The organism is Grimontia kaedaensis (assembly GCF_023746615.1).
GTDB lineage: Bacteria > Pseudomonadota > Gammaproteobacteria > Enterobacterales > Vibrionaceae > Enterovibrio > Enterovibrio kaedaensis.
In genome coordinates, this window is record NZ_CP082275.1 from 1,379,981 (window position 1) to 1,399,839 (window position 19,859).

Consider the following 19,859-nt stretch of genomic DNA (forward strand, 5'->3'; position numbering starts at 1 on the left):
AATACAAAAGCACTGCAATAAGCGGTGCTTTTTTATGTCGGAAATCTAAAACTTGATGTAAGTTTTAGGTTCTATTGACTGAGTCATTCAATAACTAAAGAAAACAAAAATGAAAACCCTTTACGCCCACAGGGGGATGTCAGCCATAGCCCCTGAAAATACACTGGCTGCTTTTTCACTTTGCGCCGAGCACGGCTTGAAATGGGTCGAGTGCGATGTGGATATCCTCGCCGATGGCACCATTGTGCTTTGCCACGACGATACCCTCGACCGCTGCACTGACCATTCAGGAAGTCTCTACGACTTCACCCGAGAAGATTTGGAAGATATCGACGCCGGAAGCTGGTTCGGAGACGAGTTTATCGGTGAGAAGCTGCCAACCTTTGATCAGTTCATTACCTTGATGAACATCCTCAAGCTCAACGCCAACATTGAAATCAAAGCTTGCACCAGTAGCTGGGAAAATACCGAGAAGCTTATCAGCGGCGTGATTGAAGGCATGAAAAACCTCAACAAAGACGCCAGCGTGCTGATTTCTTGCTTCAACCCACTGGTATTGGCCGAATTCAAGCGCCGTTGCCCAGACATTCCCGTCGCATGCTTGTTCGACAAAGAGATGCCGGGTGATTGGCTTGCCATTATGCAGGCCTGTCAGTCCGACACCATCCATGTCGCCGATGAAGGCCTGACCAAAGCCAAAGTTGAAGAATTCAAAGATCTTGGCTTAGAAGTGAACGTGTACACGGTAAATAGCCTGATGCGCGCCAACCAGCTCTTTAACTGGGGCGTAGACGGTGTATTCACCGACATCGGCCACCAATTCCCGTCGCGATACCGCAACGGCTAAAACCCCCACGCTCAGTGATAGGTATGACAGATTGAATCTATAAACACCAACGATTATACCTATCACTTCTCACGTCATAAGATATCTCCATAGACATTAAGGCGACGCACCATTTGCGGAAGCCAACACAAAAGGGGATAGGGTTATGACAAGCATTAATATCGGCATTCAAGAACAAGACAGAATTGAAATTGCAGAAGGGCTAAAACGCCTATTGGCGGATTCATACACCCTGTACCTGCAAACACACAACTTCCACTGGAATGTTACGGGTAAACAATTCCGTGAACTGCACCTGCTGTTTGAAGAGCATTACAACGCGCTGGCACTGGCGGTAGATGAAATTGCAGAGCGAATTCGTACCCTTGGCGTTGCTGCACCGGGCACGTACAAAGCGTTTGCAGAACTGAGCGCGATTGAAGAAGTAGAAGGTGTACCAAGCGCTGATGACATGGTGGATATTCTCACCAAAGGTCACGAGCAAGTGGTACGCACTGCAAGAAGCGTGTTGAAAGTAGCCCAAGACGCAGACGACGAATCTTCCGCATCACTGGTCTCAGACCGTATGCGAGAGCACGAGAAAACCGCCTGGATGCTCCGCGCCATGCGTGAAAACGGCTAAGCCGTAAAGATTAAAAGCAAGCAATGTTGTGTAAGACAAAAGACCGCCGGGAGGCGGTCTTTGTGTTTTGTTGGGGCGTTTGGTTCCTCCAACTTTTTAAGGGGGAGGTTAGGAGAGGGGTTGGGTTTAGAAGTCCTTTGGGACAGAAGTAAGTTGGAGTCTGTACCCGCAGCAGCCCAATTCGGATATCCTCAGATTGGGCAAAACGAAGCAGACGATTTTGTTCTTCGAGAGCATTGGCTGCTGAGGCAGCCAAAAAAGAATGCTATTGCCTATTAACCGGAGCAGGGCTCATATGTGTTAGTTACCTTGCCCTGAAATGTTCCACTGTTTAGCTTTCTGAGATTCTCCAGTCTTCATAAATCCTAAGCACGCCTAAATTTCGGTCCACATGAGGTCAGCGTTGTCTTTTACTACTTTTCTAAAAAGTCTGTCCATTTACCAATTGAAGCCATCTAATGCTCCGTACTGCAGCATATTTGGTGTGCAATGAAAGTTTTTCCGACACCTGCGCCTTGTTAGCTTTTTACACGTCAAAATCCAGGATCGTAGAAAATGTTGTAATTAGATCTTGAGGTAATAAATCAGGATAATCCCCTAATATAGATGTCACAATATGCTTCATTAATCCTCCTGCATGATGATTTTTGGGTCGTAGAAAGGCAAATTCTGATATCACACGTTCTTCCAATGCATGGTCATCCATGTGTAAATACTTTCTATTAACATCCAAACTCATGCCGTTGAGATACGAAATGTTCTCATAATCATCTGGTAGGTTTTGATTAAAAATTATATCTTGAACTATGTTAATAGTGGATTGCCATTTAGACTGTTCCCATGCCCCTATATGAGTATAACGGTCGCCTTCGTTAATGATTTTCTTATCAACACAAAATTGGTGATTTTCCTTTATAACGGTAGCTGTAAGTAACACAGGATCGAGAACCAGCGTTTCGATGCCATCCCTAATTCCGGGAGATAAAACTTGAATCCTTTCGCAGGGCTCTCTATTGCCATCCCAATCAACCAGACCGAAAACACTAGAATTGCCATTTTCAATTAGAGCGGTAACAATACGCTCTACTTGAGCGCAACCAGAGTTCTTCTCGACTCCTGATGAGTCTGTTCTTCCAATTTCAATAAACGAAAGAGACCTTTCTGTGTTTAGCCTTTGTTTATATGCTTGATAGAGTTTTTCATAGATGAACGCATCTGTTTTGCTTTCAACAAATATTTGCCTGCGACCATCAAATGATATAGACAGTGTCGGCACACCAGCAGTTAAAATAGATAATGCTCTAGATCGAGGAATTTTCTCTACTAAAGGTCCAGATGGATTCATTTCATACAATGTTTCTTCTGGAGCAAGAGCGACCGTAGAAGGACTATGTGTGGTTAGTATTACAGACACCCCTTTACCGTCAACCAGTACATCCTGGATAGTTTTAAGCAAAGAGACCACCATAGAAGGATGAAGTGGCGCATCAACTTCATCCAAAAGTAGCAATTTAGGGAAATGCTTTTCTTGGCGTTCATCGCTAGCATTGTAAAGGCACAATGCGAAAGACATTAATACCTTTTCACCCGAAGACAAATCTTGAAACCTCATTTCGACATCTTTTGAGAGCTTATTAAGTTTTGGCTCATATGATGAAACTTCATGTAGAGGTGGTGGCTCTACACGAAAATCAAGGTTGCAAACCTCCAGTATTCTATTTACAAAGTCCCATGGTGGCTCTCCGTGCTTATCAACAAACTGCTCTTGATTTAAATACTTGAGGCCTTCGTCATTTTTTGGCGGGTATTTTTCTAGTCTATCATTAAGATGAATTAGGTCTCTATATGTTGAAAATAATCGGCCGAAAGCTTGTTGAAATGCATCAACCTCACCCCATAATAGCTTCCTGTTACTAAAAAATTTTGACTCTGAGGTTTCCAGGAATATATCAGGGGTTTCTTGGGAGATTTTTTGAGCGGCTTTTTTCCACTGTTCGTCACCAATATTTCTCAGGGTTTGACTGTAGATTTTCTGAGCACTTTTATTTAGCAATTTCTTTAAACTCTCATATACGGTAGAGGCTTTTTGTGAATTAGCTAGTAAACTCTGTAACTTTTCCTCGTCAAGCGATCGAATCTTGGTGAGGGTAGTACAGTGTTCGGCAGGGATTCCCCAGGAAATCAATTGTTGCTGGACTTGCTTCAGACTGGTTTCTTGATGGGCTCTAATTTGTTGAAACCAATTAGAGCGCTGAGTTTGATGCTGAGACGGGTGAAACACTCCAGTATCCTTTGGAATAATGGTATTCCAATCAAACAGTAGTACATCTGACTGAAAATTTGGTGCTAAAGTAGACCGAACATATCCTTCATTTATTGCCTGCAATAAGTGGGTCTTACCCGAGCCATTACGTCCAGTAAGAACGACTAACTTCGGTAAAGTGGTTTCAGGTAGGCCAGTTATTGATTTATGAACACCATTGAAAGAAATCTTATTATTGGTCAATTTCAAATACTCTTATATTTGGGTGCTAACATTTTTTCAATCCCAAGGTGGGATGTAAACATATCACTCTGGAATATTTCACACATCTGCGAGACACAATGGTTAAATGTAACCTCATGTTTTTAATATAGTATCATGATTTATTACTAAATCATGAACATGAAGGTGCGGCTAATTTGGATATTTCAACACACCTCACGTTGCCATACGGAAATCTATCGAAAGCTATTGAGGCGAGACTTATGTGGTTTGCTGTCGCCAACTCAGTTTGGAGCAGAAATGAATTAGGGTCTAAGAGCTAAGTAGCGTAGTTTGAATTAGCTGGATGTAGGTAAATGACTTTGTAGTTCGAAAGTATTGACTAAAGGTGCGGTACTCCGGCTAATTATATGTAATGAAGAAATTAACGATTCAGCTATTCCGGCAGTAAGACTAGACTAGCTGAATCACTCTTTGTTAGTAGGGCTTGGCTTGAACTAATTACTCCCTGTTAACCTTAGTTAGTATTAAAGTATTCCCTCATAGCCTTTTTAGATATAGAGTATTTGATTAGATTCTCACTTCTATCTCTATCTATCAAACCCTTATCCTCATCTAACTTCTTGGCGCGTTTGGCGATAAGGTGCGAAGAAATATCAAGCTCTTCTGATAAGTCTCTAGCGTATTTCTTTTCGTTACTACTATTGAGTTCATGTAACACTCCAAGATCTATCGCAGGTAGTAACTTTGCCTTATCAATTTTTTCCAACTCAGTTTTAATGTCATCAGATACAGACTTAACTTTAACTTCACTATGACACTCATTACATCTCATTTTGTTAAACTCTAGGAAAGGTAATTGGTCATATGGATAAGATTTCCCACATACAGGGTTTATGCACTGTATGTGCTTTGACTCTCTTAAGAACTCTTCAAAGATACTGTCAAAGCTAAAAGGACGAGCAATAAAGTATTTTCTGAATTCGCTACCAGAAGGTTTACCCCACCTCATGTTCTCAAGCAGCGCTAAGCCATAATTCAAGCAATAAACTGAAACTTTTTTCCCATCACGATCACTCATTTCCGTATACTTTGATATAAAGAAGTTTAGTTCTAACGTCCTTACAAACTTTTCTAAGTTAGGAGAAAAATTAAAATGGCTTGTATACGGATTTTTTTTGTCTGATTGGTAAACGGCACCTTTGAGCTCACCGATTACAATCTGTTTTCTAATGTTTTTAAGTTGACCTATAAAAATATTAAGTAAGTCTTTTTGCTGTAACTCTGAAACTTTTTCATCGAATGACAATAAACTATTCGTTGTCATGTCAAAGAATGAAGATATAACCTTTTCGTAATATTTTTGAGCGGCACTTTCAATGGATGATTTGTTTATTTTTCTTCCTGTTGAAACATGTGTCTGATGGCAATAATAAAGAATGTAACCAATAATCCTAGGAACATTCATAGTGCATTTGAACAATAGATCCATGTAGTCATCTAGACTATTAGAGTTATTAATCTCAAAAAATTCCTCAATTGATTTAGTACTGAAATATTTTATTCTATTTGTAATTAGCCTCTTAGTAAAATCTAGAGATAGCGACTCCATTGTATTCTTGTCATAGTTTGAGTAAAGGTTATAGAAGTCTAAATCAATGATATCAACTTTGCCTTTGTCAATATCACCAAAGTAGATACGATTTGGATATGCAGCCACCTTGAAGCAAATAAATTCATCTCCCCAGTTGTTTAAGGGAGCTAATACAACATTTACAAAATTCTTAATTGTTGATTCATCTACTTCTGAAAAGTCATCTAAGAATATAACTAACTTCTTTATTTTTAGATTTCCTAGAACATCTCTCACTTCGTCTAGAACATCTTTTATCTGGAATACCTTCAGTAAGGTTCCTGAGATTTGCTTCTCCCAAGACTCAATCTGTTTTGCTCTCTCCGAATGGTTAATTCCGCCACCTACTTTTATCTCAGCATTTCCACCCTTATTGTCAACCATTAACCTTGAGTCAGAATTTAATCTGTTTGAAGTCGATGTTTCCTGTTCCCCTCCCATTGAAAAAGTACTAACGAAGTCATTAATTACAGGTAGCTCAATTGATTTAAGGTGTTCGTTATTTTCGATTTTACCAAGAAGGTTACGGACTCTTTCCTTTACATTATTTGTTTTGCTTAATCCAAACTTATTCGCAATCTTACTAACATAAGAGTCAGCTTTTATTTCTAATTCTTTTACTATGGACTTCAATATGCTTTGTATAAACGCTCTTTCTACTAGGTATTTTCCAATGACCTCTTCAGGAATTTTTCCTTTTAAATAGTCTAAGTTCTGATAGTCACTTTTAGTGCTTTCGAAAACAGTCTTAGTGTCTATGTAACAAGGAAGGTAATCGTTTCTTTTTCTATATTCACTTTCCAACCTAAGAATAATCGTGGACTTTCCTGTTCCTTTTCTTCCAACTAAGAAAGTGGTGTTATCGGAAAGCATCATTTTATAAACTTGATTTTCAGGTAGAAGGTCGGTGTACAGAGTCTCGATTAAAGATCTGTCTTGTTCATCTCTAATCTCAGCTCGCTTGAACCTTTTTAAGGAATCGGCTGCTTTGTAGAATTCATCGCGATTCGTCTCAGTTAACATATTCATCAAATCCTAGTCTCAAAGTAAAGCACATACTTAACCCAACAACTGCAATTTATATCTGGACAAAAAATAACCCAAACTTAGTATTAAAACCCAAATAAAGGGCAAAGGTAGCCTAAATCACTATTCCACATCAAAGTCGTACAGATACCGGTCGATAATATGAAGTCAACCTCATAATGATCTACTGTACTTTTAGAGGATTCAATCGAAAAAAATACCCTAATGTTTAGAGTTTTCAAGGACTCCATCTATCTGCTTCTGACTTTAGAACATATTGGTCAATATAAATATTTGTTTAGTGAAGAGTAACTAATCTAAGTGGTTTAGGGGCACTATTGATTTACAGGTTCAATACCAAGCATTTAAAAAGTGCTTCTCCTAATTACAGAACGCATCACCCAGCTCCCTACCTGCCTCAACACCCAAACACTTCACAAAGCTATATACATAAACATGGACGATATTCTATCCATAAGGCCGTACAAATACTGCGACTCCTATCAATAAAACCAACAAGTTGCATATTGAGAGGTTGGTTCAGGGAAGGCATAAGCAGGCGAGGGCATAAGAGCCAAACCCTATCTTGTCCTTCCCCTTAGGAGGGATTTAGAAGGACATATATGGAGAGGTTTAGAAGGACAGACACTTTAAGAAAGGGATTTAGAAGGACAGACACTTTAAGAAAAGTCAAAATTGTCAGTTTCAGCCCTGCGTGAACGTCACCCCATACCTGTATATTTATCCAGCGATAAAAGGCTGACTAAGTTAGGGTATGTGAATACGACGCCGATCTGAAATATCCGAATTCCTTATGACAACTGCACGTGCCTCACTGATTAATGTTGATGCCACACCTTACTATCACTGCGTATCCCGTTGTGTCCGGCGCTCTTTTCTTTGCGGCTTCGATGACGCACAGGGAAAGTGCTTTGAACACCGTCGCGGATGGATAGAGGAACGACTTCTAGCATTAGCCGATGCCTTTTGTATTGATGTGTGCGCTTACGCAATTATGAGCAACCATTACCATGTCGTTCTGCATATCAACATAGAGAGTGCCAAAGCGTTATCACCGCTAAATGTCGCAGAGCGGTGGTTAGTGTTTCATCAAGCTCCTGTCCTTATCCAACGCTTTATGCGGGGTGAAGCAATGTCTGAGGCAGAAAATGAACGATGTATGGAATTCATTGAAACATGGCGAGAGCGCTTGACCTCCATCAGTTGGTTTATGCGCTTGTTGAATCAATACATTGCGGCAGAAGCAAACCGTGAAGACCAGTGCACCGGCCACTTCTGGGAGGGGCGTTTTAAGAGTCAGGCATTGTTGGATGCAAAGGCGTTGGCGGCAGCGATGGCTTATGTTGACCTCAATCCCATTCGTGCAGATATCGCTGATTCGCCTGAGTCGTCTGAGTACACGTCGGTCAAAGCCCGAATCGAAGCACTGAGAAATAACCAGGTTAATGCTGAAGGTTTACATGTATTCGCGGGATATCCGCGTAAAGACCAGCCAGACGGTATCCCCTTTCGATTATTGGACTATCTGGAGTTGGTTGATTGGACGGGCAGGCAAGTTCGTGATGATAAGCGTGGGCAGATAGACGCGAAACTGCCGCCGTTACTGGAACGCCTTGGTGTTGATCGGTCCCTTTGGCTGAGAAGATTTAGAAGGACAGACACTTTAAGAAACGGATTTAGAAGGACAGACACTTTAAGAAAAGTCAAAATTGTCAGTTTCAGCCCTGCGTGAACGTCACCCCATGCCTGTATATTTATCCAGCAATAAAAGGCTGACTAAGTTAGGGTATGTGAATACGACGCCGATCTGAAATATCCGAATTCCCTATGACAACTGCACGTGCCTCACTGATTAATGTTGATGCCACACCTTACTATCACTGCGTATCCCGTTGTGTCCGGCGCTCTTTTCTTTGCGGCTTCGATGACGCACAGGGAAAGTGCTTTGAACACCGTCGCGGATGGATAGAGGAACGACTTCTAGCATTAGCCGATGCCTTTTGTATTGATGTGTGCGCTTACGCAATTATGAGCAACCATAGCGAGGATTTAGAAGGACAGACACTTTAAGAAAAGTCAAAATTGTCAGTTTCAGCGCTGCGTGAACGTCACCTCATGCCTGTATATTTATCCAGCAATAAAAGGCTGACTAAGTTAGGGTAGGTAAATCTGACGCCGATCTGAAATATCCGAATTCCCTATGACAACTGCACGTGCCTCACTGATTAATGTTGATGCTACACCTTACTATCACTGCGTATCCCGTTGTGTCCGGCGCTCTTTTCTTTGCGGCTTCGACGACGCACAGGGAAAGTGCTTTGAACACCGTCGCGGATGGATAGAGGAACGACTTCTAGCATTAGCCGATGCCTTTTGTATTGATGTGTGCGCTTACGCAATTATGAGCAACCATTACCATGTCGTTCTGCAAGGATTTAGAAGGACAGACACTTTAAGAAAAATCAAAACTATCAGTTTCAGCCCTGCGTGAACGTCACCCCATACCAAGGATTTAGAAGGACAGACACTTTAAGAAAAGTCAAAATTGTCAGTTTCAGCCCTTCGTGAACATCACCCCATACCTGTGTATTTATCCAGCAATAAAAGGCTGGCTAAGTTAGGGTAGGCAAATCCGACGCCGATCTGAAACGATTTAGAAGGACAGACACTTTAAGAAAAGCTGGATAAATCATCTAAGTCTCTATTGCCTCAATAATCAAATATCGATAAAAAATATGTATATAAATGTGGGCTATATTCTATCCATAAGTCCGTACAAATATTGCGACTTCTATCAATAAAACCAACAAGTTGCATATTGAGAGGTTGGTTCAGGAAAGACATAAGCAGGAGATAGCATAAGAGTGAGAGGATTTAGAAGGACATATATGGACGCTCCCCGAACGTCAAGCCAAACAGAGGATTTAGAAGGACAGACACTTTAAGAAAAATCAAGGTTTAGAAGGACAGACACTGTAAGAAAAGTCAGAATTGTCAGTTTCAGCCCTGCGTGAACGTCACCCCATACCTGTGTATTTATCCAGCAATAAAAGGCTGACTAAGTTAGGGTATGTGAATACGACGCCGATCTGAAATATACGAATTCCCTATGACAACTGCACGTGCCTCGCTGATTAATGTTGATGCTACACCTTACTATCACTGCGTATCCCGTTGTGTCCGGCGCTCTTTTCTTTGCGGCTTCGATGACGCACAGGGAAAGTGCTTTGAACACCGTCGCGGATGGATAGAGGAACGACTTCTAGCATTAGCCGATGCCTTTTGTATTGATGTGTGCGCTTACGCCATTATGAGCAACCATTACCATGTCGTTCTGCATATCAACATAGAGAGTGCCAAAGCGTTATCACCGCTAAACAGAAAGGATTTAGAAGGACAGACACTTTAAGAAAAGTCAAAATTGTTAGTTTCAGCCCTTCGTGAACATCACCCCATACCTGTGTATTTATCCAGCAATAAAAGGCTGACTAAGTTAGGGTATGTGAATACGACGCCGATCTGAAATATCCGAATTCCCTATGACAACTGCACGTGCCTCACTGATTAATGTTGATGCTACACCTTACTATCACTGCGTATCCCGTTGTGTCCGGCGCTCTTTTCTTTGCGGCTTCGATGACGCGCAGGGAAAGTGCTTTGAACACCGTCGTGGATGGATAGAGGAACGACTTCTAGCATTAGCCGATGCCTTTTGTATTGATGTGTGCGCTTACGCAATTATGAGCAACCATTACCATGTCGTTCTGCATATCAACATAGAGAGTGCCAAAGCGTTATCAGCGCTAAATGTCGCAGAGCGGTGGTTAGTGTTTCATCAAGCTCCTGTCCTTATACAACGCTTTATGCGGGGTGAAGCAATGTCTGAGGCAGAAAATGAACGATGTATGGAATTCATTGAAACATGGCGAGAGCGCTTGACCTCCATCAGTTGGTTTATGCGCTTGTTGAATCAATACATTGCGGCAGAAGCAAACCGTGAAGACCAGTGCACCGGCCACTTCTGGGAGGGGCGTTTTAAGAGTCAGGCATTGTTGGATGAAAAGGCGTTGGCGGCAGCGATGGCTTATGTTGACCTCAATCCCATTCGCGCAGATATCGCTGATTCGCCTGAGTCGTCTGAGTACACGTCGGTCAAAGCCCGAATCGAAGCACTGAGAAATAACCAGGTTAATGCTGAAGGTTTACATGTATTCGCGGGATATCCGCGTAAAGACCAGCCAGACGGTATCCCCTTTCGATTATTGGACTATCTGGAATTGGTTGATTGGACTGGCAGGCAAGTGCGTGATGATAAGCGTGGGCATATAGACGCGAAACTGCCACCGTTACTGGAACGCCTTGGTGTTGATCGGTCCCTTTGGCTGAGAACATCCTCAAACATTGAAACTGGCAACATGGTAGGGACAGAAAACGCCATCAAAGCGGCATTACCATTTTTTCAGCGCCAAAGAGTCTCAGGGATACGTTTACCTGACAACTGATCATCCTCTCTCTATTCCATCTTTTAATAATCAGGCCGTTGCCTGATGTTTTTGCTGACTATGACAGAGCTAAATCAAGCCAAACGTCGGTTTAGGCTTCGAAGCTAAGTCAGAACGTCGTAAATATTCGTTCATTTAAGCGGTTAACCTAATCATGGAGGCACTACTTTTTATTATTCTTAAGATGTCTGTCCTCTTTTCTCTCCGTCTTTTCTCTCCTTTAAAGCATGTGTTAAAAAAGCACCTTTAAAGATGACGAAATAAATCAAAATACTCAAAAACAATGCATACCAGATATGTTGAATTCTCATTAATTGAACGCCTTATTTCTCGACGTGATTTAACATTCAAGAGGTTGGCTTAACTCAGGACGAGACTTGATCAATTTATGATCTCCATAAAAAAAATAGTGCTTCTTCAGAGCTTTTCAATGCTTTTCATGTACCTGTTCTTTGCGAGCCAGACATGGGAAGAACTGTACATATCCCTTACTTTTAATGCGGCTGTTTTTAGCATCGTGTTCAGCATGACCTTCTACAGATACAAAAGGGCAGTGCACGATATCTGGTTAGTCCTTTCTGGTTGGTCTTATTGTCTGTCTCATCTTTCATGGTGGCTCTACTATGAAACCTTGAATGAGAGTTTTGAATACCTGGCATATTTCTTAATGTTAATGATGCTTGCTTGTGTTCTTCTTTTTGTATTTAGTGAAACGAGATATATCGAGGGTATTCATCGGATGCAAGGATACCTAAGTAATGTATTTTTTATCTTAGTATCTATTGTTATTTTCCTTTTTACTGTCTTTCATGATCTATTTTATAGTATATATTCAAGAAATGGACTGATTGAATTAACGCTGGTCATTGCATTAACAACTTCAGTCATTTCTGTTTTAGCTGGTGCAATATCTCTTTTTATTAAAATGTCACCGTCTACATATGGTGGCTTATATATTGGAATGGCAGTTTTAATGGCTCTCTATGCTACCGCATTATCTGTGCCATACTTTACTAATTTTGATGAGTTTTATTATTCAAAAGTGTCTGAAATGTTACTCAATCAGGCAATTGTTTTAGTTTGTATTTTCCTCCATAGAAAAAGTATACCTTCAAAAATAGGAAATACGAAAAATAGATGGGATATATTATTCTATTCTTCAACAGGAATGTTGATTATCGCAATGCCATCAGCATTCATTTTTAACTATATCCATAATAGGGAGCAACCAAATAATGATGTAATGATCGCTATTATAACAATAACAACGATTATATTACTTTATAGAATAATTAAACTACTTTTCTCTTTAGTTAAGTCTAGAGATGCATATCTCTATGATTCTCATCATGATGATCTCACCAAGTCCTACAACCGAAGAGGACTCTTTCATCAACTGCAATGCTCTAATGCACACTACGTATCCGTTTTGTATGTTGATATAGATGATTTCAAATCAATCAATGATGAATACGGACACACGTCTGGAGACGAGCTTCTCATTTATATCTCACAAAGAATCAATGAGATTGTTAAATTGAACGTGAAAGATAGTGAAAGATATATATTCTTATCAAGAATGGGCGGCGATGAATTTGTCATTGCTAGTATCAATAAATCATTCAATTTAGGGGGAATAGCAAAAATACTCCATACAGAACTCAGGGGATGGTTTGAAATAAACGGTTATAAACTCTACTCCTCAGTAAGCGTTGGTGTGAGTGATTGGTATGACTTTGACGATATAGATAAAGCTTTTCGCGCTGCAGACTTAACAATATACGAGGCGAAAAAGCGTCGACTAGGCTTGTTGCATGAAAGTGAAATTGAAGACCAGTCTTCACGTCAAATCAAGCGTGAGTCGTTACAACATGCATTTTCAAATAAACAGCTATTGGCATATGCACAACCTATTTATCATCTTGATTCAGGTGCCATTTCAAGTATTGAAATACTTGCCAGGATGCGAAATACCAGCGGTGATATATTATCCCCGCAGCACTTCCTTCCTCAGGTCTACGAAAATGAACTTGAAGCGACACTAACCAGTTTATTACTCGAGAGAATACCGACTAAAGATATAAAAAATGTCTATGTGTCGGTGAACATCCCACCAAAGCTGTTGAAGGATATCTCTGCCGGTAAGCGGCTCAATGAACTGTTCGAGAGCGTGGGGCTTGAGCCCAACATGGTCATTCTGGAAATACTGGAAGAGTCTATCGATACCGAGCAAATGTCTTCTTCAGTAAAGTGGCTTAAAGAACAGGGGTATACCGTGGCGCTTGATGATTTTGGTACAGGATTTTCCAATATTTCCCGACTCAGCAAACTGCCACTCGACATTGTTAAGCTCGATAAATCGCTCTTCGATGTGCTGGATGAAAAGACAAAGGTCCTTGCCAAAGACGCGACAACAATGGCACACCATATGGGATTGAAGGTTACGGCAGAAGGTGTCGAAAACATCGAGCAGCTCAACTTTGCGCGAGAAATTGGTGTTGATTATGTTCAGGGATTTTACTTCAGTGAACCATCTCCTATTGATAAGTGCCTGATGCATATGACTTAGTCAACTTCATCAATTCCTGAAAATTCCTGTCCAACACTCAGAATTAAGTGGCACAAAAAAGCGAAGAGTTCCTCTTAGAGTTTTAGAAAGACATATATGTCCTCTTTCCTCTGGAAAGGCCGTCCTGTAACGGCCTTATTGCTATCTGAACGGGTGGTTTATGCCGTCTCGGCAGAAGATTTCACCTGTAGGCGATTGCGGCTATCGCGGCTTTGACGAATCAAGTCATCCCCGGCCTGTGTGGTGTCTGACTTGGCTAAGCGGTCATACAACACCACGTTTACGGTTGCGGCGAGGTTCATACAACCTACTGTTGGCACATAAACTACATGATCAGCGCGGTCTGCAATAGATTGATGCAGAGAGTGATCTTCAGGGCCGAAAACGTAAATGGCTTTCTCTGGATGTTCAAACTGAGGCAGAGGCGTCGCGCCCAATGCCAGCTCCACACATACCACTTTCATGTCTGATGGCAGGTTATCGAACACACTGTCGACATTGGTCAGTGGAATGTTTTCCATTGCGTCTTGCGTGTCGGTATAGAACCTTGCTGCGCGGTCATATCGCTCTCCCGTGTAAACGACACTGTCTGCCTGATAGCATCCGGCTGCACGCATCACGCCTCCCACATTGGTTGGGCTTTTGGGATTAATAAGGCCAATGATTACGCGCGGTTCTGTCATGGAATGCATCTCTCTGTGCAAGTTTGTATTTCTGGTAATGTCTGAAAGGGCAGCATTCTAGCAAATATTCGAGAAGGATGGCGATGAGGGGGTAATCAGTGATTAACCCAAGCCAAGCTATGCCAAATATCGTTAGCAAAAGTTACGATCTGGCAGGACGACAAAAAGACGTGCTACAGACTCTGCAACAGGCACAGTGATTGTGAAGTCCGCATCGCATCATGGTCTGACTAAGTTGTGAGGGCAGGGCAATTTCCTATGATTAATGAGCTGTCACTCAATATCGAAAGGAGCTGTACGATGATCCAAGTGTTGGCCATCGACCACATTGTTTTGCGAACCACCAAACTGGCAGAGATGTTGCGGTTTTATACCGAGGTGTTGGGCTGTGCGGTTGAACGTGAAACCCCGCCGGAAACTGGCTTAACGCAATTGCGTGCGGGCAATGCACTCATCGATATCGTGGTGGTAGACAGCAGGTTGGGTAAAATGGGCGGCGGTGCGCCCACACAATCAGAACGCAACATGGATCATTTCTGTCTTCAGATCAAATCGATGACTGAACAAAGCATTCTTGATCACCTCGACGCACATGGGATTGCCCACGAAGACTTTGCCAGCCGATATGGCGCGCAAGGTTACGGCAATTCCATCTACCTTGAAGACCCAGAGGGCAACGTGGTGGAACTGAGATGCCAGCTTGAGCAATTCAACGCCGCACTACCCAGCCAATCTAGGGTCTGATGATTAGCGCCAGCGCTTCCCTTACAAAGGTTTTTGTTCCAGGGCGCTGGCGTTAAGGTGATTACTTTTCAAAGATATCCGCGTTTAAGCTTGCTAACGAGCTCCCGGCATAGTTGATCAAGAAAAAAATCACGTCAGCCGTATCATCCGTCCAGTCAAAATAAACCAGTGATCGCACGCCATCGATATCGTTGTCGATACTGTTGTGATCATAGATGTCACGTCGATAGAAAGGTTCAGCGAGAAACTGTAGCTCTTCTTTTAACGGTACGGTGAAGTGCATTGTGAAGGAGTTTCTCGCAATCGGTAGTGGCAAGAAGCGGTCTGAAGAAAGGTAGAAAATGGTGCCATATTGTTGTGTTGTGGTACCTGCTGTATCGGCGTCCTGCTGTAAGTCCATGTCGGAGACAAATTCCCCTTCAAGGTTGTAGTTGATAATGCCTTTGGCATTATCGCGCCACTTGCTTCTGGGATATCCGTCGCTTTCAATGGCATTTTTAATTTCCTTGATGACCGCTTTGTTGACACCTGTGGCGTCAAAGACGATGGCTGGTTTTCCCGTTCTTATGGCGGCCGCTGTTGCTAATCCTCCGCCTAGAGAGTGCCCTGTAAAACTGACGTTATAGCCACTGTATTTGTTGGCGAGATAGGCAGATTCACGAATCACGGTTTCAAATTGAGGCGGCACATAGCCAATGGAAAGCAGTCCGTCGTTTACCCAATCAGAGCTGCCGACTTCACTGCCTCTTAATGCCACGACGGCTTTATTTGCCTGTATATACACCGCCAAATGAAAACCAATGCTTTGGTCTTGGATGATTTCGCGTAACTGCCAGCCGGATGGTGCGCCGTGGGATTGGTAAACATGTTCAGACAGTTCCATGTAGGGCAGCGCCTCTCTGGCGAGGTTGACCGAAGGGGGTTGGTCGGTTTTATACAGTGTGGTCGTGGCGTTTGTTGTGTGCGTATAGTTGGGGGAAAATACGCTTATCCAAAAAGCGCCGATGGCACCGAGCTCTTCTGCGGTGGTGGCATTAACTGCCGGTGAAGCAAGTCCCAGGTAGATGGCAACAGTTAACACAATATGCCTTTTCATCTTGTTAGTCCTTCCTTTTTGCAAGTTAAGTTCAACTGACGATGGTGCTTGTGTTTTTATTGTTGCGAAAAAGTTAATGTTAAGTTGTGGATCTAATCTGTCTTAATCCTGTGACGCTATTCTAAGGTCGTACACTTTTTCTGAAAGCTGGTTAGGTGGAGGCTCTTTTAAAACAGTGGATTAAGTGATTATTCGGACGTCGCTTCATACTGCTGACTAACGGAATGACAGATGGAAGTAGCAAAATCGACTGAGATAGAGGAATGTCTGGGCGAGTGTATGGGTTATTCTTTGAATGAATATCTTTAGCTTATTCATTCAATATAGGTGGGATGCGCCTTAACGGCGCATCATGGCTTCTCACATTGATAAAGGATGTTTAAATTCAGCTGATAGACCTTGGTCGATACTGGTGCCATTCCAAGCAATGTGTGGAAGAGGTTGTCCTGTGAGAAGGGGATGTCTTTGGCATTCTCTTTCAAGCAGGTTTGATCGACCTTGTTTTCGTTTTAGATCGAAGGCTACATAAAAATATATTGTCGATACAGGGCATCAAGCTCTTGCCTTAGCGCATCGGTGTCAGCACGTTTTTGTGCATCTTTTTCCGAGCAAAGCCTGAATAGCTCTCGCTCAGTGTGCGTGATGCGATGGCAAAGCTCTTCAAGCGTGGCGCACATGGACGGGTCTTTGTTTTCTATGTGGACGTTTATTGTCGGGTCAATCGTCCGGTTTGAGCTCTTAGGCTGCAGTTGATGTGCTTTGTTATAGGCGATCTGTTTTACCCGGCGGCGGTTGGATTCATCCATCGCGCTTTTCATCGCAGGGGTGATTTTGTCGGCATAGAGCACGGCTTTACCATTGGCATTACGGGCCGCGCGGCCAATGATTTGGATGAGCGCCTCTGTGGAACGCAGAAAGCCTGCATGATCCGCTTCAAGTATTGCAACCAAAGACGCTTCCGGAATATCCAGTCCCTCTCTCAGTAAGTTAATACCAATCAGCACATCCAATTCGCCGCGTCGGAGTTGTCGAATGATCTCAACGCGATCTTCGGTTTTGACGTCGCTGTGAATGTACTGGCAGCTAATGCCTTCTTCTGTGTATCGCTGATAAAGGGCTTCTGCACTCTGCTTACTGAGGGTAGTCACTAACACCCGCTCTTTGCGTTCAATACAGATTCGAATGCGGCGCAGCAGGTCTTCCTGAGTCTGTGCCAATGGCACTATCTCGATTTCAGGGTCTAGCAATCCGGTTGGCCGTATCACCTGATCGATGACCACACCACCGGAGCGTTTTACTTCATAGTCGCCGGGTGTTGCTGACACAAAAATGGTCTGCGGCTTTATCTTCTCAAACTCTTCAAAGGCGAGAGGGCGGTTGAATTTGGCAGAAGGCAGGCGGAAGCCATAATCAATCAGTGTGTCTTTTCGGCTTTGATCGCCTTTATACATGGCGTGGATCTGCGGCACCATAACATGGGATTCATCAATAAACAGCAGGCCTCCCTTGGGGAGATAGTCCATCAGGGTGGTGGGAGGAAGGCTGGGGTCACGACCAGTCAGATACGACGCATAGTTTTCAATGCCTCCGCAGTAACCTTGTAACCGCAGCATCTCCAAATCCCGTGTGGTGCGCTCATAAAGTCTTGCTGCTTCTGCGACTTGATGGTTGCGACTGAGTTCGGCAGTGCGTTGTTCAAGCTCAGCTTCTATCGCTTTACAGGCGCGGGCAATTTGTTCCGGCGAGGTGGAATAGAGGGTCTTTGGCGAGACATGATAATGTTCCAGGTCACCCAGAATTTCGCCCGTGGCGTTGTCCACTCTCAGCAGTTGAGTGATGGTTTGGGTATTGTCCAGCATCACCACTATCGCGTCTTTTTCAGAATCCGCCGGGAAGATATCCACTTTATGCGGACTGATGCGGTAACTCCCACGAGAAAGAGGCTCACCGCCGGGTTCGTAGTGAAGTTTGGCTAACTGGTTCTCCAGTGTAGTGAGGTTCAACCGTTCTCCGGGTTGAAGCGGAATCTGGAGCGCGCGGTAGTCATCTGGTGAACCTAAACCATAAACGGAAGAAACCGACGCTACCACAATCACGTCTTTTCGCTCAATCAGCGCTTTGGTAGTGGAAAGCCGAAGCCGCTCAAGTTGTGCGTTGATGGCGGAGTCTTTTCTGATAAACCTGTTACTGCCCGGAATATAGACTTCCGGCTGATAGTAATCGTAATAGGAGACGAAATACTCCACCGCGTTTTTGGGAAAGAAGGCCAACATCTCATGGTAGAGCTGCGCAGCCAGTGTCTTGTTGTGGGCAAGGATAAGGGTAGGGCGCTGCAAACGGTGAATAATGTTTGCCATGGTGAATGTCTTGCCAGACCCTGTAACACCTTGGAGTGTTTGGTGGGTTTTCCCTTCCTCAATGCCGGCGATGAGTTTGGCAATGGCTTCCGGCTGATCACCGGCCGGTGCGTTCTTTGAGTGGAGCAAAAAGATTTCCTGACCCATGCCTGATTCCTTAGTCAATAAAGGTAATCATCAAGTAAAGAGCGGCGTGCAGGGAACTGTCAAACCGTATGGTGTGCTAGGTTTGGGAATGTTGATTGGAATGGGTCTCTGTTCGGGGTGTGGATTGTCTGACGTGTAATTTCTGGCAAAGCCGCTCAGATTTTTGTACATCCTCGCGTAAATATCTTAGATGTGTAGTCAGTGTTTGATTTGATGTATCGATACACCAATGCCTGTCTGATTGCCTTTCCTTTACTGTTTTCCTTCATTAGCTTATTCACTGATTGAACACTTGGTGAGGTCAGAGTGGGGAACCGTCTTCGTGTCAATGCGGTGCCTTCGAAGTATGAAAGACAGTCAGTCTGCCAACGCTTCAATGTATCTAGCGCAGCCGGATTCGCTGGTTGTGTGTCTGATTCATGCGGGAATGCAGGCCTATTTTTCATTTCTACCTGTCTGCATTCTCTGCACTGTAAAGAGGAATGAATATGCGTCCGTTTTCGGGCTTTACCCAATCATTAAAAACCAGGAAAAGTTGTTGTGTCTTGGCGGCAGGTTTCTCTCTGTCGATCCTATTCAGCCATGCCGCTAGCGCTGAAGAAAAACTTCCTTTCTTAATGTTTAACCCACCAAGCTATGTGACGAGCATCATGACGGGCTCTACTAACTTTGTGGGTGAAGATGTCAGTGACATGAGCTTTTTGGTGTTTGTCGGTGAAATTAATGACATCGACAGCAATGGCGTCCACCCGGTGAAATTTACCCTTCCATCAGGCGATTACTTTGGGGTGGAATATGACTCAACACTGACAAGCTTGAATGGTCGTAGTGTGAGTAATGCGGATTGGGAATACAGTTCAGTCGGGGGGCTTCATACGTTCACTTACATAGGAAACGGCGGCATTTTCCCTGGCAACACGTATTCCTTTGTGGGTATAAACGCGACCTTTGTCCGCCCGCAGCGAGAAGAAGTGACATTGCAGGTCGACCTGGACCCAAGTGCAGGTGGTCAGGTAAGTTCACCAAGGCCTAGCGATTCGGATGTGCTTTATTACTGATACTTCCAAATAATTGCCATGGAGGAAGTGATAACACAATGTTGATGGCTTGAACGAGAACCAAGCCAT

12 protein-coding genes and 3 pseudogenes are annotated in these 19,859 nt (G+C 43.2%); 10 read left to right on the forward strand and 5 right to left on the reverse strand.

The genetic code is table 11. The annotated features are described in order from the left end of the window. Window positions 1–109: 109 nt before the first annotated feature. Both K6Q96_RS06445 and K6Q96_RS06450 read left to right on the forward strand, forming a co-directional pair. A complete protein-coding gene (locus tag K6Q96_RS06445) occupies window positions 110–847 on the forward strand; it encodes a glycerophosphoryl diester phosphodiesterase (RefSeq protein ID WP_251878781.1) in 738 nt (245 codons plus the stop codon). 145 nt (window positions 848–992) lie between these two features. Further along, entirely contained in the window at window positions 993–1,469 is a 477-nt protein-coding gene (locus K6Q96_RS06450) for a Dps family protein (protein ID WP_251878783.1), read from the forward strand. Between the two features lie 526 nt (window positions 1,470–1,995). Here K6Q96_RS06450 and K6Q96_RS06455 read toward each other — a convergent pair. Together K6Q96_RS06455 and K6Q96_RS06460 are read right to left on the reverse strand one after the other, a co-directional pair. Beyond that, window positions 1,996–3,975, reverse strand: coding sequence for an ATP-dependent nuclease (locus K6Q96_RS06455; RefSeq protein WP_251878785.1), 1,980 nt, complete (start codon window positions 3,973–3,975; stop codon window positions 1,996–1,998). Window positions 3,976–4,471: 496 nt separating this feature from the next. After that, window positions 4,472–6,610 carry a helix-turn-helix domain-containing protein gene (locus K6Q96_RS06460; RefSeq protein ID WP_251878787.1) on the reverse strand — a complete coding sequence of 713 codons (2,139 nt, stop codon included), beginning with the start codon at window positions 6,608–6,610 and terminating at the stop codon, window positions 4,472–4,474. A gap of 817 nt (window positions 6,611–7,427) precedes the next feature. Between K6Q96_RS06460 and K6Q96_RS06465 the strand changes: the two genes are divergently transcribed. The 6 genes and pseudogenes from K6Q96_RS06465 (at window position 7,428) to K6Q96_RS06490 (ending at window position 13,705) form a co-directional block, all read left to right on the forward strand. Further along, the gene (locus K6Q96_RS06465; protein WP_251878789.1) at window positions 7,428–8,366 is read left to right on the forward strand and encodes a transposase; all 939 of its coding nucleotides are present in this window, start codon (window positions 7,428–7,430) and stop codon (window positions 8,364–8,366) included. Between the two features lie 95 nt (window positions 8,367–8,461). Beyond that, window positions 8,462–8,674: pseudogene (locus K6Q96_RS06470) on the forward strand (alpha-amylase family glycosyl hydrolase); the annotation flags it as partial. A gap of 160 nt (window positions 8,675–8,834) precedes the next feature. After that, window positions 8,835–9,062 (forward strand): annotated as a pseudogene (locus tag K6Q96_RS06475) (transposase); the annotation flags it as partial. Window positions 9,063–9,743: 681 nt separating this feature from the next. Next, a pseudogene (locus K6Q96_RS06480) lies at window positions 9,744–10,007 on the forward strand (transposase); the annotation flags it as partial. Window positions 10,008–10,173: 166 nt separating this feature from the next. Continuing rightward, on the forward strand, window positions 10,174–11,136 hold the full coding sequence (locus K6Q96_RS06485; protein ID WP_251878791.1) for a transposase: 963 nt from the start codon (window positions 10,174–10,176) through the stop codon (window positions 11,134–11,136). A 526-nt stretch (window positions 11,137–11,662) separates the two neighbouring features. Continuing rightward, complete coding sequence (locus K6Q96_RS06490) at window positions 11,663–13,705, forward strand: GGDEF domain-containing phosphodiesterase (RefSeq protein ID WP_251878793.1); 2,043 nt, start codon at window positions 11,663–11,665, stop codon at window positions 13,703–13,705. 158 nt (window positions 13,706–13,863) lie between these two features. Here K6Q96_RS06490 and K6Q96_RS06495 read toward each other — a convergent pair whose 3' ends face one another. Further along, window positions 13,864–14,388 carry an RNA methyltransferase gene (locus K6Q96_RS06495; protein ID WP_251878795.1) on the reverse strand — a complete coding sequence of 175 codons (525 nt, stop codon included), beginning with the start codon at window positions 14,386–14,388 and terminating at the stop codon, window positions 13,864–13,866. 300 nt (window positions 14,389–14,688) lie between these two features. On the opposite strand from K6Q96_RS06495, the gene K6Q96_RS06500 reads away from it, so the two are divergent. After that, window positions 14,689–15,132, forward strand: coding sequence for a VOC family protein (locus K6Q96_RS06500; protein ID WP_251878797.1), 444 nt, complete (start codon window positions 14,689–14,691; stop codon window positions 15,130–15,132). 61 nt (window positions 15,133–15,193) lie between these two features. On the opposite strand, the gene K6Q96_RS06505 is transcribed toward K6Q96_RS06500, so the two are convergent. Together K6Q96_RS06505 and uvrB are read right to left on the reverse strand one after the other, a co-directional pair. Continuing rightward, window positions 15,194–16,228 (reverse strand): Tle-like phospholipase domain-containing protein, encoded by a 1,035-nt coding sequence (locus K6Q96_RS06505; protein ID WP_251878799.1) that lies wholly within the window; start codon window positions 16,226–16,228, stop codon window positions 15,194–15,196. Between the two features lie 521 nt (window positions 16,229–16,749). After that, window positions 16,750–18,732 (reverse strand): excinuclease ABC subunit UvrB, encoded by a 1,983-nt coding sequence (gene uvrB, locus K6Q96_RS06510; RefSeq protein WP_251878801.1) that lies wholly within the window; start codon window positions 18,730–18,732, stop codon window positions 16,750–16,752. A gap of 488 nt (window positions 18,733–19,220) precedes the next feature. On the opposite strand from uvrB, the gene K6Q96_RS06515 reads away from it, so the two are divergent. Further along, entirely contained in the window at window positions 19,221–19,790 is a 570-nt protein-coding gene (locus tag K6Q96_RS06515) for a hypothetical protein (protein WP_251878803.1), read from the forward strand. Window positions 19,791–19,859 lie beyond the last annotated feature (69 nt).

Bases quoted from the DNA above. Each gene is read 5' to 3' on its own strand.
- K6Q96_RS06500 (WP_251878797.1), top strand. From the start codon at position 14,689: ATGATCCAAGTGTTGGCCATCGACCACATTGTTTTGCGAACCACCAAA.
- K6Q96_RS06450 (WP_251878783.1), top strand. From the start codon at position 993: ATGACAAGCATTAATATCGGCATTCAAGAACAAGACAGAATTGAAATT.
- K6Q96_RS06485 (WP_251878791.1), top strand. From the start codon at position 10,174: ATGACAACTGCACGTGCCTCACTGATTAATGTTGATGCTACACCTTAC.
- K6Q96_RS06495 (WP_251878795.1), bottom strand. From the start codon at position 14,388: ATGACAGAACCGCGCGTAATCATTGGCCTTATTAATCCCAAAAGCCCA.
- uvrB (WP_251878801.1), bottom strand. From the start codon at position 18,732: ATGGGTCAGGAAATCTTTTTGCTCCACTCAAAGAACGCACCGGCCGGT.
- K6Q96_RS06490 (WP_251878793.1), top strand. From the start codon at position 11,663: ATGACCTTCTACAGATACAAAAGGGCAGTGCACGATATCTGGTTAGTC.
- K6Q96_RS06465 (WP_251878789.1), top strand. From the start codon at position 7,428: ATGACAACTGCACGTGCCTCACTGATTAATGTTGATGCCACACCTTAC.
- K6Q96_RS06460 (WP_251878787.1), bottom strand. From the start codon at position 6,610: ATGTTAACTGAGACGAATCGCGATGAATTCTACAAAGCAGCCGATTCC.
- K6Q96_RS06445 (WP_251878781.1), top strand. From the start codon at position 110: ATGAAAACCCTTTACGCCCACAGGGGGATGTCAGCCATAGCCCCTGAA.
- K6Q96_RS06515 (WP_251878803.1), top strand. From the start codon at position 19,221: ATGCGTCCGTTTTCGGGCTTTACCCAATCATTAAAAACCAGGAAAAGT.
- K6Q96_RS06505 (WP_251878799.1), bottom strand. From the start codon at position 16,228: ATGAAAAGGCATATTGTGTTAACTGTTGCCATCTACCTGGGACTTGCT.